This is a genomic window from Shewanella vaxholmensis (assembly GCF_031932135.1).
Taxonomy (GTDB): domain Bacteria; phylum Pseudomonadota; class Gammaproteobacteria; order Enterobacterales; family Shewanellaceae; genus Shewanella; species Shewanella hafniensis.
In genome coordinates this window covers 53,458-68,963 of sequence record NZ_JAUOEV010000002.1, presented here as the reverse complement: position 1 = coordinate 68,963, position 15,506 = coordinate 53,458, and the positions used below count along the sequence as shown (strand labels likewise).

Annotated in this window: 16 protein-coding genes; 11 read left to right on the top strand and 5 right to left on the bottom strand. The window is 45.9% G+C overall.

Translation table 11 applies throughout. From position 1 onward, the window contains the following. Window positions 1-170: 170 nt before the first annotated feature. A complete protein-coding gene (locus Q4Q46_RS02400) occupies window positions 171-1,631 on the bottom strand; it encodes a sigma-54 interaction domain-containing protein (protein ID WP_311905116.1) in 1,461 nt (486 codons plus the stop codon). A gap of 382 nt (window positions 1,632-2,013) precedes the next feature. Here Q4Q46_RS02400 and Q4Q46_RS02395 point away from each other — a divergent pair, with 382 nt between their 5' ends. Then, window positions 2,014-4,590: a TonB-dependent receptor plug domain-containing protein gene (locus Q4Q46_RS02395; protein WP_311905250.1), complete on the top strand. Its 2,577-nt coding sequence runs from the start codon at window positions 2,014-2,016 to the stop codon at window positions 4,588-4,590. A 121-nt stretch (window positions 4,591-4,711) separates the two neighbouring features. Here the strand turns inward: Q4Q46_RS02395 and Q4Q46_RS02390 are convergent, their stop codons facing one another. Next, the gene (locus Q4Q46_RS02390) at window positions 4,712-5,263 is read right to left on the bottom strand and encodes a thioredoxin family protein (protein WP_259567396.1); all 552 of its coding nucleotides are present in this window, start codon (window positions 5,261-5,263) and stop codon (window positions 4,712-4,714) included. A 235-nt stretch (window positions 5,264-5,498) separates the two neighbouring features. Here Q4Q46_RS02390 and Q4Q46_RS02385 point away from each other — a divergent pair, with 235 nt between their 5' ends. Continuing rightward, window positions 5,499-7,040, top strand: coding sequence for a S10 family peptidase (locus Q4Q46_RS02385; RefSeq protein ID WP_311905115.1), 1,542 nt, complete (start codon window positions 5,499-5,501; stop codon window positions 7,038-7,040). Window positions 7,041-7,174: 134 nt separating this feature from the next. Then, window positions 7,175-7,789 carry a LysE family translocator gene (locus tag Q4Q46_RS02380; RefSeq protein WP_311905114.1) on the top strand — a complete coding sequence of 205 codons (615 nt, stop codon included), beginning with the start codon at window positions 7,175-7,177 and terminating at the stop codon, window positions 7,787-7,789. Between the two features lie 89 nt (window positions 7,790-7,878). On the opposite strand, the gene Q4Q46_RS02375 is transcribed toward Q4Q46_RS02380, so the two are convergent. Beyond that, the gene (locus tag Q4Q46_RS02375) at window positions 7,879-8,199 is read right to left on the bottom strand and encodes a DUF3144 domain-containing protein (RefSeq protein WP_311905113.1); all 321 of its coding nucleotides are present in this window, start codon (window positions 8,197-8,199) and stop codon (window positions 7,879-7,881) included. Between the two features lie 73 nt (window positions 8,200-8,272). Next, window positions 8,273-8,836, bottom strand: a complete 564-nt coding sequence (locus Q4Q46_RS02370; protein ID WP_012588380.1) for a prepilin-type N-terminal cleavage/methylation domain-containing protein — start codon at window positions 8,834-8,836, stop codon at window positions 8,273-8,275. Between the two features lie 188 nt (window positions 8,837-9,024). On the opposite strand from Q4Q46_RS02370, the gene ung reads away from it, so the two are divergent. Continuing rightward, window positions 9,025-9,690: a uracil-DNA glycosylase gene (ung, locus tag Q4Q46_RS02365; RefSeq protein WP_311889539.1), complete on the top strand. Its 666-nt coding sequence runs from the start codon at window positions 9,025-9,027 to the stop codon at window positions 9,688-9,690. Window positions 9,691-9,774: 84 nt separating this feature from the next. Here ung and ispB read toward each other — a convergent pair whose 3' ends face one another. Further along, window positions 9,775-10,746 carry an octaprenyl diphosphate synthase gene (gene ispB, locus Q4Q46_RS02360; protein WP_037391117.1) on the bottom strand — a complete coding sequence of 324 codons (972 nt, stop codon included), beginning with the start codon at window positions 10,744-10,746 and terminating at the stop codon, window positions 9,775-9,777. A gap of 271 nt (window positions 10,747-11,017) precedes the next feature. On the opposite strand from ispB, the gene rplU reads away from it, so the two are divergent. From rplU to Q4Q46_RS02325, 7 genes are all read left to right on the top strand, one after another. Then, a complete protein-coding gene (gene rplU, locus Q4Q46_RS02355) occupies window positions 11,018-11,329 on the top strand; it encodes a 50S ribosomal protein L21 (RefSeq protein WP_006080526.1) in 312 nt (103 codons plus the stop codon). 14 nt (window positions 11,330-11,343) lie between these two features. Beyond that, complete coding sequence (gene rpmA, locus Q4Q46_RS02350) at window positions 11,344-11,598, top strand: 50S ribosomal protein L27 (protein WP_006080527.1); 255 nt, start codon at window positions 11,344-11,346, stop codon at window positions 11,596-11,598. 214 nt (window positions 11,599-11,812) lie between these two features. Further along, entirely contained in the window at window positions 11,813-12,982 is a 1,170-nt protein-coding gene (cgtA, locus tag Q4Q46_RS02345) for an Obg family GTPase CgtA (RefSeq protein WP_106649677.1), read from the top strand. A 27-nt stretch (window positions 12,983-13,009) separates the two neighbouring features. Further along, window positions 13,010-13,771, top strand: coding sequence for a threonine/serine exporter family protein (locus tag Q4Q46_RS02340; RefSeq protein ID WP_220777047.1), 762 nt, complete (start codon window positions 13,010-13,012; stop codon window positions 13,769-13,771). Further along, the gene (locus Q4Q46_RS02335) at window positions 13,768-14,241 is read left to right on the top strand and encodes a threonine/serine exporter family protein (RefSeq protein ID WP_106649679.1); all 474 of its coding nucleotides are present in this window, start codon (window positions 13,768-13,770) and stop codon (window positions 14,239-14,241) included. The genes Q4Q46_RS02340 and Q4Q46_RS02335 overlap by 4 nt, the downstream gene beginning before the upstream one ends. Window positions 14,242-14,268: 27 nt before the next feature. Further along, the gene (gene folA, locus Q4Q46_RS02330) at window positions 14,269-14,751 is read left to right on the top strand and encodes a type 3 dihydrofolate reductase (RefSeq protein WP_311905112.1); all 483 of its coding nucleotides are present in this window, start codon (window positions 14,269-14,271) and stop codon (window positions 14,749-14,751) included. A 221-nt stretch (window positions 14,752-14,972) separates the two neighbouring features. Then, window positions 14,973-15,386, top strand: coding sequence for a DUF3718 domain-containing protein (locus Q4Q46_RS02325; RefSeq protein ID WP_106649681.1), 414 nt, complete (start codon window positions 14,973-14,975; stop codon window positions 15,384-15,386). Window positions 15,387-15,506: the final 120 nt, after the last annotated feature.

The window sequence follows — 15,506 nt, the reverse complement described above, 5'->3', positions numbered from 1 at the left end:
AGGGTCCTAACGGCTTAAATAAGATTCGCCTCCCTATAGCAAGCGCTAGGCCAAGTTTTAACTGATTCAACCTTATGATATATATGGTTATTTTATAGTGCGAGCTAAGTGGTAGTCACGATATATCACACATTGGCGATATATCGCGTTTTTAGCTTGTGTGGTTTGAGTTATATTTCACTCGATTGACGTTGGATCCCCAGTTTTTTCATCCGCGATCTCAGTGTACTTGCCGGAACGCCTAAGACATTCGCCGCGCCGAGTGGACCGGATATTCGCCAGTTTAAGCGTTTAAGAGTCTGTTCTATATGCAAGGCTTCCGCTTCTGCTAAGGTTTGGCCTTGGGCTTGAGCTAAGGGGTTGTTGCTCGGCATCGCATGGATCTGCAGAATATCGCCTTGGGATAGAATGGCTTCGCGCTCGAGGATGTTTTGCAATTCGCGCACATTGCCCGGCCATGTATAAGCCATGAGCTTTTGCAGCCCTTTTTGGCTCACACCGCGGATTTTTTTGCCTAACTTACGATTCAAACTGTGCAGTATATGGCTGACGAGTTCGGGGATATCTTCGATCCTCGCGCGCAGTGGTGGCACTTGAATAGGGAATACATTCAAGCGGTAATAGAGATCCATCCGAAATAATCCCTGCTCGACCCGCTTGAGTAAGTCGTGGTGACTGGCGGCGACCAAGCGAATATCCACGTGAATGGTTTCGCTGCCTCCGAGGCGTTCGAAGGATTGCTCTTGGATGACCCGCAGTAGTTTTGATTGGGCTTCTAAACTGAGTTCTGCCACTTCATCAAGGAACAGTGTGCCTTGGTGAGCAAGTTCGAAGCGGCCTTTACGGCGACTGGTGGCACCGGTGAATGCGCCTTTCTCGTGACCAAAGAGTTCACTTTCTAACAAAGATGCCGAAAATGCGGCGCAGTTGACGCTGATCATCGGCTTGTCTTTGCGGCGACTGAGTTGATGTAAGTTACGGGCAACGAGCTCTTTTCCTGTGCCATTTTCACCACAAATGAGCACAGTACTGTCGGTATTGGCCACCATATGCAATTGCTGGATCATGTGGCGGATCACGCTACTGGCGCCCGAAATATCCACATCACCCGTTTTGTCAGCAAGTTCAGCCTGCAGATAATGATTCTCCGAGGCGAGTCGCTCCGAGAGCGCCTGCACTTGCGCCAATGCTTGGCGTAGTGACTGCTCTGTTTGCTTTTGAATACTAATGTCACGAAATATCGCGACTACGCCAATCAGTTCATTATCACGGTAAACGGGGGTGGAACTGTAATACACGGGGAAGCTGCTGCCATCTTTACGCCAGAACACATCATGGGTGATTTCTCGGGTAATACCATCCTTTAAGGTGTTGTAAATCGGGCAATCTTCTTGGGGATAATGGCTACCATCCGCATGGCTGTGGTGATGGCAGTTATGGATATTTTTGCCCAGTAACTCTTCATTCTTCCAACCTGTCATGCGTTCTGCCGCTGGATTGATAAACACCGCATTACCGCTTAAATCAAATCCATAAATACCTTCACCGACAGCGTTAAGCAGTAACTGGTTTTCCGGTAAGAAATGCTTATCTACCGATTTTTCATTATTGACCGAAATCTCATTTGTCATCTGTGGTACTCAGGTTTGGGCGGTATTGCCTGAGTATACCTTAAGTCGTATGGCGCGATATATCGTGTTTTTGATTGAACTATTGAGTACTTACCTCTTTATGGTGACATTTTGGATCACATTTTTAGCACTCTAAAATGCATTTTTACCCAATGCAGTACCTTAAAAAATATTTACCTATAACAAACTGATCTAAAAGAGAAATGACTAATATTCATTCAAAAGTCTGATTTAACATTGGATATTGTCTTATTTATGTTATAAAAATGTTCTTGTTATGTAAAAAATAACTTTGTATTGACCGTAGTTGCAAGGTTTAGGGATGAGAATCGCATAAAGCAGGTCAGGTATTCTAAAAAAATAATAAGCAGTTGGGATGAATATGATGACCTCAAAGAAGCAGAAGTTTGGATTAAGTGCAGTCAGTTTGGCGATTACATTAGCTTTGTCTGGTAGCTTCATTAGCCCGCAAGCCATGGCTGAGGAAGAAGACGCTGCTGTTAAAAATGAAGGCGTGGAAAAGATTGCGGTTGTTGGTTCACGTGCGGCACCACGCTCAATCGGCGATTCCCCCGTTCCAATTGATATTATTAGTAGTGACGACCTTAAAAAGAATGGTTCGACTGACATGATTGATATGTTAGTGACATCGGTACCTTCGTTTAACTCGCGCGCTCAACCCATTAGTGATGCGGCAACCTTAGTACGTCCCGTTAACTTACGTGGTTTGCCTTCCGACAGTACCTTAGTGTTAGTCAATGGTAAGCGTCGTCACCGCGCAGCTGTAATTGCGTTCCAAGGCGGCGGCATTAACGATGGTGCTCAAGGTCCTGATATTTCGGTTATTCCTGGTTCTGCATTGAAGCAAGTCGAAGTGCTGCGTGACGGCGCTGCGGCGCAATATGGCTCTGATGCGATTGCAGGGGTCATGAACTTTGTCTTAAAAGATAATTCCGATGGTGGCTCCATCACAGTGACCCAAGGTGAATATTACGATGGGGACGGTGCCACAACCACAGTCGAAGGCGATGTTGGTTTACCGCTGACAGATAATGGCTTCGTTAACTTAAGCTTCCAGTATAAAAATGCGGATGCAACCAGTCGAAGTGTGCAGCGTCCCGATGCGGCTAACTTAGCAGAGCAGGGTAATACAGCGATTAATGACCCCGCTCAAGTATGGGGTAATCCTGAAATCAATGATGACTACTCAGTGTTCATCAACTCAGGCTTAGACATTAATGCCAATATGCATGCCTATGCCTTTGGTAACCTGTCATCCCGCGATGCCGTAGGTGGTTTTTATTATCGTTACCCGCAAAATCGTAGCAACGTGTATTCCAATGACGATGGTCAGAATTTACTCGTGGGCGCGGTTAATGGTGTTCAGTCGACTTGTGCGGCTGTGCCTATCCCTAAAAATGCAGATGGAAGTGACGGCAACATACTCGATACTGATGCTTACAAGGCGATGGTTGCCGATCCAAATTGCTTTGCCATGAACCAGATATTTCCTGGTGGCTATACGCCGCAGTTCACCGGCACCATTGAAGATATGTCTTTCTTCGCTGGTGTAAAAGGCGATATCGGCGAGTGGAATTATGATTTCAGTGCCGGTACGGGCAGTAACAAAGCCAGCTTTGGCCTTAAAAACTCTTTAAATCCATCATTGGGATTAGACACGCCGACTGATTTCGATACGGGTGCCTATGAGCAAGTTGAAACCACAGTTAACTTAGACTTCTCGCGTTTCATTACTATAGGCGGCATCGAAGACATTAGCTTTGCTTCTGGTTTTGAATGGCGTAATGAGTCGTTTGAGATATCTCAAGGTGATGAAGCCTCGTGGATTGCTGGCCCTTATGCTAACCAAGGTTTCAATATTGGTGCGCACGGATTTAAAGGCTTTGGCCCAGAATCTGCGGGTAAAAACTCTCGCCACAATATCGGTATTTATACTGATCTAGAAGCTTATTTAAGTGATGACTGGTTAGTCGGTTTAGCACTGCGTTACGAAGACTTTTCGACCTTTGGTGATACGTTAAATTACAAACTGACATTGCAGTATTCCGCAACGGATGAGTTGTCGTTCCGCGCGTCACACAGCACAGGTTTCCGTGCGCCAACCGTGGGTCAAGAAAACGTCGTCAACACGCAGACATCGATTATCGAAGGTGAACTGATCCAGACGTTTATTGCGCCACCCACCGATCCGCTTGCGGCATTTTATGGCGGGGAAGTGTTAAAGCCTGAAGAGTCAATAAGCTATGCATTAGGTGCTGTATATGAATACGAAAACTTTTTCTTAACGGTCGATTATTACAACATTGGTGTAGAGGGTCGTATTGCGCAGTCGAGTAAGATTGATGTTAAAGCAGCAGACTATGATGCTTTACGTGCAGCGGGCGTTGAGTTCCCTGAGTTGATCCAAGGCGTGAGTTATTACACTAACGACTTTGATACTACCACTCAAGGTATCGATATCGTCGCCTCCTATGATGCGGAAATTCTGTCGGGTAATGCTAAATTCAGTCTTGCCTATGGTTGGACCGATACCAGCGTTGATAAATTCGACCCCGAAACCACTGATGAAGGCAAGGTTCGCCGTTTAGAAGATGGTATTCCAGCGCATCGTGCAACCTTAAGCTGGGCGCAGTCATGGGATCAATTAAGCATGTCACTGCGTGGTAACTACTTCGGTGAGTACTATGCGACTCATGCTGACGATACCTCTGATTGGGGTTCTGAAATGGCCGATGCTGCAGTCACCATAGATCTGGAAGTGAGCTATGAGTTATTTGATGGCTTAACCCTGGCAGTAGGGGCAAATAACCTATTCGACCAAAAAGCGCAAAAGCTGAAAGACGGAACCTTAGGTGAACTTGGTGGCGTTTACTATGAAAGTGGGCCATTCGATTACAACGGTGGCTTCTACTATGGCCGTGTAAATTACCGTTTTTAATGGGTAAGCCAATTTATAGAAGCGATTTCTAGCCCACCTTTCAAGAAATTTGGCTTTTATAGATTGAAGTGAAGTGAGCAAAAAGGCTGCAGTGCAGCCTTTTTTATTGGTTATTTTTCCGTTAGCTGCGATTCGTTTGTGCGGCAGCAAGGCCATTTAGCACATCACTCATACTGAGTTTTGACGGCAAAAGAATGCCATTGGGTGCGCTTGGACCGTAGATTTTATTGTAGGGCGTACCAGGTACACCTTCATGGCGCATATAGCTTTCAATCGTTTTGTTGGCTTCACTCCAGTTGCCTTGCATCAGGATAATGTTGTCTGCCATTAAGGCATTCACAATTTGTTCCCTGTGGGTGACTTCGGCTTTATTGGTTTGGCAGATGGTGCACCAATCTGAAGTAATATCGACAAATACGATATAGCCTTGGGCAACCAGAGGCGCAATTTGCTCGGGTGCTAAGGTGTGCCATTGCAGTTTTTGATAGGCTTGATAATCCTCGCCTTTATGCACAAATCCAATAATAGCGCCAAGTCCTAAGGCGAAAAATCCCAGTACAAATATCACCGCCAGCGGTATGGTTTTTCCTTTTTGTCTTTGCCAAATCAGCAGCAAGATAGCGCCGATTAATAGACAAAGAATGATAATACTGATCAGAGTAATAGTGCTCATAAAACTTCCTGCTGGAGAATGGCGTGCCTTTATTAACCATAGAGGCTAAGGAATACAGACTTAGATTCGTGCCTATCTTAGCGGTTAACGGCTTAAATCAGCGTGAATTTATGGGATTTCATTTAAGCAGTCCTTTGACGCATTCAGTTGCAATTGTGTTTTGCGCCTGCTGTTGAGTCTTTGTAAGCTGGGCAGGATGATAGTTACCGCTATAACAAAAATAAAAGGAAATAAGATGACACCTTTATTATCGCGTCGACGCTCGTCGGCTAGGCCGCTTTGGTCATTATTACTGTTGCCGTTGATCGTATTCTGCTCGAGCCTGAGCTATGCCGAACCCGCCAAAAAGGCCGAAGATAAAGCCGACAAGCTTGCCCCTGAAGTCGTCAAAACTGAGCATAAGATGACGATTCAAGGGCAAAAAGTCAGTTATCAAGCGATAAGTGGCGAGACTATTTTAAAGGATGATAAAGACGAACCGCTGGCGAGTATTTTCTCTATTACCTATTTACGTGACGATGTTAAAGACAGCAACAAACGCCCCGTAACCTTTATTTTTAACGGCGGTCCGGGTTCGGCCTCGCTCTGGTTGCACATGGGCTTATTCGGTCCTAAACGTGTGGTGGTGCCGGATGCAAAGGACGATGGCGCAGCACCTTATCATATTGAATCAAACGATTACTCTGTGCTCGATGAGTCCGATCTCGTGTTCATCGATCCCGTAGGTACAGGCTTTAGTCGCGCTTTAGGTGATAAAAAAGGTGCAGACTTTTGGGGCGTGAAAGAAGATGCCCAGTCAATTGCCGAGTTTATTCGCCGCTGGTTGATTGAGCATAAACGTTGGAATTCCCCGAAATATTTGGCGGGTGAAAGTTATGGTACTACCCGCGCGGCAGCACTTGTTAATGAATTGCAGGGCGGTTGGACCGACATTTCGGTGAATGGAATTATGCTGATTTCATCTATTCTCGATTTTAGTCATGCCCGCTACCAACCGGGTAATAATCAACCATACATTGGTTTTTTACCGACCATGGCGGCGACGGCTTTTTACCATAATAAAGTCAGCGCTACGGATAAAGCTTTAGGGCTAGAGGCTTTTATTGAGGAAGCGCGCAAGTTTGCCATTAAAGATTATGCCCTCGCGTTGTTGCAAGGCAGCCGCTTAACACCCGAGGCCTATCAAGCGGTACGTCAAAGCTTGGCGCGCTTTACGGGGTTAAGTGAGCACTATTTAGATCGTGTTAATTTGCGCGTGAGCGCCAGTCGATACACTAAGGAGCTGCTCAGAGAGCAAGATTTGACGATAGGACGCTTAGACAGCCGGTACACAGGTAAAGACTACGACAGTGGCGGCGACTCAACCGACGATGATCCATCAGGTTATGGGATTGATGGCGCCTATACGGCTGCCATGCATCAATATCTTTATGACGATTTGGGCGTGACCTTATCCCGTCCTTTCAACGTACTCTCTGTTGATGTGAACCGGGGCTGGAACTGGAATATCAGTGGCAAGCAGATGCACTATGTCAACGTGGCGCCTTATCTTGGTCAAGCCCAGCGTGAGAACAAAGATCTGCGGATTTTTGTCGGCAACGGTTACTTTGACTTTGCGACGCCATTTTTTGCCACCGAAAATACCTTTGCCGATAACGGCATAGATAATAGTCGTGTGAGTATGCATTACTATAAAGCGGGGCACATGATGTACGTTGAGCCCGAATCATTAACTCAGTTAGTGAAGGATATCCGTGCTTTTTATCATCCTAAATAGCCGTTAATTTATCGACAAATGGATGGATTAGCGTTAACGCCTTAATGGCGCGATGCTAGAATAGCAAGCAAGTTTAAGGCCCCAGAGTTTATCTACATCAAAGGGGCCTTTTTATTCGGCGTAAGGTGTGTTCAATGAGTTTTAGTACATGGTTAGGTTTATTGGCTATTTGTTGTTTGGGGGCTATGTCGCCGGGCCCAAGTTTAGCTATGGTGGTGCGCCATACCTTAGGCGGTGGACGGGGCAAGGGCATAGTGTGTGCGTGGGCACATTCGATAGGCATTGGGATTTATGCGTTGGTGACGTTACTCGGCTTAGCGGTTGTACTTAAAAAGGCGCCCTTAGTCTTTAATGGCATTGCGATTCTCGGTGCTTTGTATCTGGCTTGGATGGGAGTTCAGGCGCTGCGTTCCAAGGGCGGTATGCAAGCTAAATTGGCCGCAGGGGAGGCGACAGATACCTTGACCGCCGCCCGTGATGGTATCGCCATTTCCTTATTTAATCCTAAAATCATGCTGTTTTTCCTCGCGTTATTCAGCCAATTCGTGATGGTGGCCGACAGCATGACGGCTAAAGCTTTAATCGTTTTTACCCCTTTAGTGGTCGATGGGCTTTGGTATACGCTTATCGCTTTATTGTTATCCCACTCAACCGTGTTGCCTAAACTACGGGAAAAGGCAGGGTTAATTGATAAGTTGTCCGGCGTGGTATTGATACTGCTGGCGTTCCGCGTGGTGTACACGCTTTAGTTATTGATTGCAGGTCATCTGTTTCAACAAACAAAAACGCCATCAATCGATGGCGTTTTTTATGTTTTCGCTATGCATGAAAGGCGTGCTTAGCCTCTAAACATTTGCACTGAATTGTCGGTCTCTTCTGCCACCGCTTCTTGGAGAATCGGCGGATTCGCGATGTGATCGTCTAAGTTGTCACTTAGCATTTCTTTGAATTCACTGCTAAACCATTCTAATGCGCTTTCTTTCTCGGCGCCGAGATCCGCTGATTTAATCGCGGCTTCGAAGGCGTTAAAACGTGCCGCGGCAAAACGCAGTGCCGTGCCAACTTTGCCTACATCTGCTTCTTGTTGGCTTAGCTGATTGGCTAAGGCAATAAACTGATCGGCAAGTTCGTAAATGGTGGTGTTGCTCGTGTCGGTCATGGCGTTCACTCTAAAAAGTAACAGATTAAAGTTCGATTCTAACTTAATTGACGTAAGAAGGAATCGTCAGGCATTAACTATTGGGATCTGTGTCGGTAATGACGACTCCGGTTTGGGAGTCATAACTGATCGAGAGTTTGTCGTTTGTTCGATAGAAATAAGTGCACTTGCCAGGATTGGTATAACTGGCTTTGTAGTCGGTTTCTGTCGCATCAACATTTAAGCGCGAGACACTCGGTTGGGTATTTTGGAATAACACTTCCCATACCGAGATACAGTCTTCGACATTATCAAGTGACGGTGAGGCTTCATTACCAAAGATATAGTGCTGTGCAGGCCAGCCGAAGGCGTTGAAATCCACTTGTTCAGATTGCGCCGTGCCAAATACAGGTAAGTCTTCTTTTGGACCTGAGCCCACTTTTACCGCCCAAACGGAGCGGGCCAGATTAATGGCTGACTTAAAGCCACCGCCTGCGGCTTTGACTGTGGCGATTTGCGCATCTTGCTGCACATTGATAAATTTTGGCAGGGCCACTACCGCTAAAATACCGAGCACTATGATGACCACCACAAGCTCAATTAAGGTGAAACCCGTTTGATGTCGTTGCATCAATTTATCAGAATGTTGGATCATCATGGCGTAATTAGACTGTGCGAGAATGGGCGCACTATAGCATTTAAATTCGAATGTTTTAAATTGAAAGTCTTAAAGCGAAACACAGCAAGCATAGTCTTATCAATTATCGACAAGCATAACCTTCAAACTTGCCATTCCACAGTAGGACTTTTAAGCTAACCCGATAATAGAATTGAGGAAGTAAAATCGTGACTCAGGCGACATGGCAAACATTTATCGATGAGCAAAGGGCTTTGCCTTATTTTCAGCAACTAAGTGCGTTTGTAGACAATGAACGTAGGGCTGGAAAAGTGGTTTATCCTCCCGAAGCCGATGTTTTTAATGCTTTTACTATGACTCAGCTTGAAAAGGTCAAAGTGGTATTGATTGGTCAAGATCCCTATCACGGCCCAGATCAAGCCCATGGTTTATGCTTTTCGGTCAAGCGCGGTATTAAACCGCCGCCTTCCTTAGCCAATATGTACAAGGAATTAGCGACGGATATTGATGGCTTTACCATTCCATCCCACGGGGATTTATCCGCATGGGCGGAGCAGGGGATCTTAATGCTCAATACGGTATTAACCGTTGAGCAAGGTAAGGCGCACTCCCATGCCAAAGCGGGCTGGGAAGTGTTTACGACTGCCGCGCTGGAATTATTAAATCGCCAGACACAGCCGATTATTTTCGTGCTTTGGGGCAGTCATGCCATCAAAAAAGGTCAAGTGATTAACGCACCGCAACATCAAGTGCTCACTGGGCCGCATCCTTCACCTTTATCGGCCTATCGGGGTTTCTTTGGCTGTGGGCATTTTTCTCAAGTGAATCAATTATTACTTGAGCGGGGCGAAGCGCCGATCCGCTGGCAGGTTTAATCTTAGGATTGCGGATTTGAGACAATAAAAAAGGTCTTACTGAGTAAGACCTTTTCTTTGGGCTAAACACGAACTAGCGAGCGATCAATGATTACGGTCGACCGAAATTTTAGCAAGCGCAACTAAGGCTTGCTTGTAGTCGCTGTCGGGCAGAATCGATAATGCCTCGATGGCTTTCTCTGATTCTTCAATTGCTTTTTGTTGGGTGTAGTTTAACGCGCCGCAATGGTGCAGTGCTGCCACGATTTTATCTATGGCCTGTGTACCATCGCCTTGCTCAATTGCTTGACGTATGAGGTGTTTCTCTTCGTCTGTGCCATGGGCAATGGCATAGATGAGTGGCAGAGTTGGTTTACCTTCAGCAAGGTCATCACCTATGTTCTTGCCTAGCTCATCACTGTCGGCGGTATAGTCGAGTAAATCGTCGGTAAGCTGGAAGGCGGTACCAAGATACTTACCATAGTTACCTAAGGCGGTTTCTTGCTCTGGCGTCGCACCCGCTAACACACCCGCAAGCAGAGTAGCCGCTTCAAATAACTTAGCGGTTTTGCAATAAATGACCCGCATATAGCTTTCTTCTGTGGTGTCAGGATCGTTGCAATTCATCAGTTGTAAGACTTCGCCCTCGGCCAATACGTTCGTGGTATCCGCTAACACTCTGAGCACTTTCATGCTGTCGAGTTCAGTCATCATCTGGAAGGAACGGGTATAAAGGAAATCCCCGACCAGCACGCTGGCGCTATTGCCGAACAGTGCGTTGGCGGTTTCTCGTCCGCGGCGCAATGTCGATTCATCAACTACATCATCGTGGAGCAATGAGGCCGTATGGATAAACTCTATAATCGCCGCTAGCTTAAGATGCGCTTCGCCTTCGTAGCTCACCGCACGTGCGGCTAATACCGACAGCAGAGGACGAAGACGTTTACCACCACCATTAATAATGTAAAAACCTAATTGATTAATTAGGGCGACATCTGATTCAAGCTGTTTATATATCAGCTGATTGACTGCTTGCATATCAGTGTCAGCCAGTTGACGAATAGCGTTTAAATCCATAGTAGACTCTGGTTGTGGGGTCATTACGTACCGGCCCCTGTTTAGGCTCACGTGTTATAATGAAATGAATTTTACCTAAAATTCTGACATATGACAGCACTAGCTCAACTAATGTGAGAGTTAATCCGGTCTTTTTTTATTCTTTCCTAATTAGGGCTTGCCAGAGTTAGATTCTTCGCGTAAACTCCGCGCCCATTGTCAATAAAGTTTTTATAGCACCCTGCCTCATCCAAGAATGAGCCCGCGTGTTAGGAATTGGAGTAAAATAGCTATGTACGCTGTTTTTCAAAGTGGTGGTAAACAACACCGTGTAGCCGAAGGCCACACTGTTCGTTTAGAAAAGTTAGAAGTTGCAACTGGCGAAACTATCGAATTCGATCAAGTTCTTTTGATCGCTGATGGCGAAACAGTGCATGTTGGTGCTCCTTTAGTAGCTGGCGGTAAAGTCGTTGCTGAAGTTGTAAGTCACGGTCGTGGCGATAAAGTAACTATCGTTAAGTTCCGTCGTCGTAAGCATCACGACAAGAAAATGGGCCACCGTCAGTGGTTCACTGAAGTTAAAATTACTGCTATCAACGCATAATAGGAGTCTAACTCATGGCACATAAAAAAGCTGGCGGTTCTACTCGTAACGGCCGCGATTCAGAAAGTAAACGTCTAGGTGTTAAGCGCTTTGGCGGTGAATCAGTTCTAGCTGGTAACATTATCGTTCGTCAACGTGGTACTAAATTCCACGCTGGTGTAAACGTAGGTATTGGTCGTGACCATACTCTGTTTGCTCTGACTGACGGTAAAGTGAAATTCGAAGTTAAAGGCGCTAATAACCGTAAGTTTATTAGCATCGAAGCTTAATTTTCGAACCTAGCTTATACTGTTAAAGCCCCGCCATTGGTGGGGCTTTCTGTTTTTTGTGCTTCTATTTACGCCGTGTAGATGCTTGAGTTGGTAAATGATTACCAAGAATGAGCATTGACAGGTAAGATTGGGAGCAAAGTATCTCGAGTTTTTTGGCGACCAATGAAGTTAGACGGTATAATTGCTTCATTCAGTGGTGCCAGGAGTAAGTATGAAGTTTGTCGATGAGGCAGTAATTAGGGTCGAAGCAGGCGACGGCGGTAGCGGTTGTGTTAGCTTTAGGCGCGAAAAGTATGTACCTGATGGTGGTCCTGATGGTGGTGATGGTGGCGACGGCGGCAGTGTTTTCCTGCAAGCTGACGAAAACTTCAACACTTTGATCGAGTTCCGTTTTGAACGTTTTCACATGGCTGAACGTGGCGAAAATGGTCGTGGCCGTGATTGTACCGGTCACAGCGGTAAAGATCTGATCTTAAAAGTTCCTGTTGGTACTCGCGCGGTCGATCATGATACTGAAGAAGTCCTTGGGGATTTAACGACCCACGGTCAAAAGCTCTTGGTTGCCAAAGGTGGTTTCCATGGTTTAGGTAACACCCGTTTTAAGAGCAGTACTAACCGTGCCCCACGTCAAAAGACGTTAGGAACACCGGGTGAAGTGCGTAGCCTTAAATTAGAGTTGTTACTGCTGGCTGATGTTGGTTTGCTTGGCATGCCTAACGCGGGTAAGTCGACATTCATTCGTGCGGTTTCCCGTGCAACGCCTAAAGTGGCTGATTATCCGTTTACAACACTAGTGCCTAACTTAGGTGTGGTTAATCCACGTCCTGGTCAAAGCTTTGTGATCGCGGATATTCCAGGTCTTATCGAAGGCGCAGCCGATGGTGCGGGTTTAGGTATTCGCTTCTTAAAGCATCTTGAGCGTTGTCGTATTCTACTGCACATCATAGATATTGAGCCGATTGACGGAACCGATCCGGTTGAGTCTGCGCGCGCTATTGTTGGTGAGCTTGAGAAATATTCTCCAAAGTTGGCGAGCAAGCCGCGTTGGTTAGTCTTTAACAAAACCGATTTGCTGCTCGAAGAAGAGCTGCAAGAAAAGGTTGACCGTATCGTTAAAGAAATGGGTTGGGAAGGTGACGTTTACACTATTTCTGCCTACAACCGCGACGGCACTAATGAGTTGGCATTAAAACTCCTCGATTATATTGCGAGCCTGCCACCAGAAGACAATGAGGTTGACCCAGATAGTGAAGTCGAGTTCAAGTGGGATAATTATCATCAAGCCAACCTTGATTCATTAAATGAAGACTATGTTGATGAAGATGATGACGACGACTTTGATGATGACGACTACGACGTAGAAGTTATTTACCAGAGATAATCTTAACGTCCTAATTTTGAGAGTTCAGTGTACGCAGATACTCAAAATGATATTACTCGGCAAGTTGTGCGTGCTGCACAATTGCTACTGGCCTACGGCGCAGAATCTGATTTAGTTGAAGAAATCAGCCAGCGTCTAGGTCAGGCTTTAGGCCTTGCCAGTGTAGAACTCTCCATTTCCTCCAATTCCCTCGTATTAACCAGCTTGGTTCATGGTCGATGCATCACTACGACTCGTCGCATCCGTGAGCATGGCATTAATATGACCATAGTTTGTGAATTGCAACGCATCTGTTTATTAGCTGAAAAAGGGCTGTATGGCCCCAATGAAGTGCGTAAACGTTTAGCGCGGATTGAGCCTAAAAGCTATCCTCCAAGCTTAGTTGTCTTCATGATTGGCCTGTCTTGTGCTAGTTTTTGTCACCTGTTTAATGGTGATCTTATCTCGTGTGTGATTACCTTTTTTGCCGCAGCAGTGGGTATGTCTGTACGTTTAGCGATTGCTAAACGGCATTTTAATTTATTGATTAACTTTGCCGTCACCGCTTTTGTCACCAGCATGTTGGCTCAAACGGGCTATGTGTTTGAATTGAGTGAAACCCCTAAGGCAGCAATGGCAGCGAGTGTGCTAATGCTAGTGCCTGGTTTTCCGATGATCAATGCGATATCGGATATGGTGAAAGGGCATATGAATGTCGGCATTTCCCGTTGGGGCCATGCGACCTTGTTGACCGTTTCTTCGGTCATCGGGATTACGATCGCGATGCAGATCGGCGGGATTTTCCTATGATGGAATTACTGATAACGCTGTTGCACGATGCTTTTTTCTCAGCAATCCCCGCCGTAGGATTTGCTATGGTGTTTAATGTTCCTAAACGATTTCTTCCCTATTGCGCTATAGCGGGAGCCATTGGTCATAGCTCGCGCACCTTAATGCTACAGTTTGGTTTACCAATTGAGTGGGCCACCTTTGCCGCGGCTGCTATCGTCGGGATTATTACCATAGGGTTTGGAAAACGCCACTTAGCCCCCCCTTTAATGTATGCTGTCGCCGCCATTATTCCTATGATCCCAGGTACTTATGCTTTTAATACTGTCATTGCCTTAGTGCAATTAACTGCCCAGTCGCAGGTGAGTCCTGAGCTGACGGCACAAGTGATTAGTAATGGCCTCAAAACCGTCTTTATTCTCGGGGCGTTAGCTGTGGGGCTAGCCATGCCGAGCTTGCTGTATTTCAGAACCCGCCCCGTCATTCAATAATTCTATTTCAATAAAACAGGAGTGAGCATGCGCATTGCTATGATAGCCGCGATGGCAAACAATCGAGTCATAGGGAAAGAGAATAAAATGCCATGGCATCTTCCAGAAGATCTACGTCACTTTAAAGCCATGACTTTAGGTAAGCCCGTGGTGATGGGCCGTAAGACCTTTGAGTCCATTGGTAGACCCCTTCCTGGCCGACATAATATAGTGATTTCGCGTCAAACGGATCTCGTCATTGAGGGCGTGACCTGTGTGACTTCTTTTGATGCCGCCAAACAAGCCGCTGGCGAGTGTGAAGAGTTAGTGGTGATTGGTGGTGGACAGCTTTATGCCCAATTGCTGCCCTGCGCAGATACCTTATATTTGACACAAATCAAGCTAGAGGTAGAGGGAGATACATTTTTCCCCCACTGGGATGATGGAACTTGGAATGAAATTGAATCTTTGTCTAGTATAAATGCGGATGGTTTGGAATATCGCTTTATCAACTTGGCAAAAAAATGTTAAATTGCAGCCTCTGTTGTATACCCTGTGTGTATGGGGCGTCAGTTTATCTAACGTATGCATCATATCGGACATTTAGTTTTCACGGAAAGAAGAGATAGCCTATTCCGTTATCCTAGATTTCGAACAAGAGCTAAAGCTAAGAGATCAATACTATTTAGAGACGAGATGCAGCCCATACAAAATTGATAATAAAACTATAAGAAAGTATTAAGGAGTATCGGATGCGTCTTATGCCTGTAGCCTTGGCTGCGTTAATTGGATTTAGCTATATTGCTGTACCAACCCCTGCTGTTGCGGGTGTTGACCCACTCGTAGCGAGTATTTGCGATTACGTAAAAGCTAACGATAAAAACCGTCTACGTAAAAAATTAAAAGAAAGCCGTGTTAAGCTACGTCAGATTTACAGTGGCATCAGTTGCGATGGTGCAAGTCTATTGCGTACTGCCTACGGCGCGAGTGCGAATGACGCTGGTGAGTTTGTTGCTAAACGTTTGTCTGTGACGGAACTGAGTGTCGCAGAGGCCGATGGTATGACTATCCAAGCTTGGGCCGAAGCAAACGGTCATGCAGATAGTCCTATCACTGCAGCAGTGAAAGAGCGTCTTGGCGCTGCAGCGGGCGGCGAAGAAGAGTAATCGCTGAGCTGGACTCGTTGCACCGAACTAGCGGCACTTTAGCTCTATTTGCAGCTTAGTAATATTAAGTGACGAGTATTAAGCAATTGGTTTAAGCCATTAGCGTTAAGAGTCTAGTAT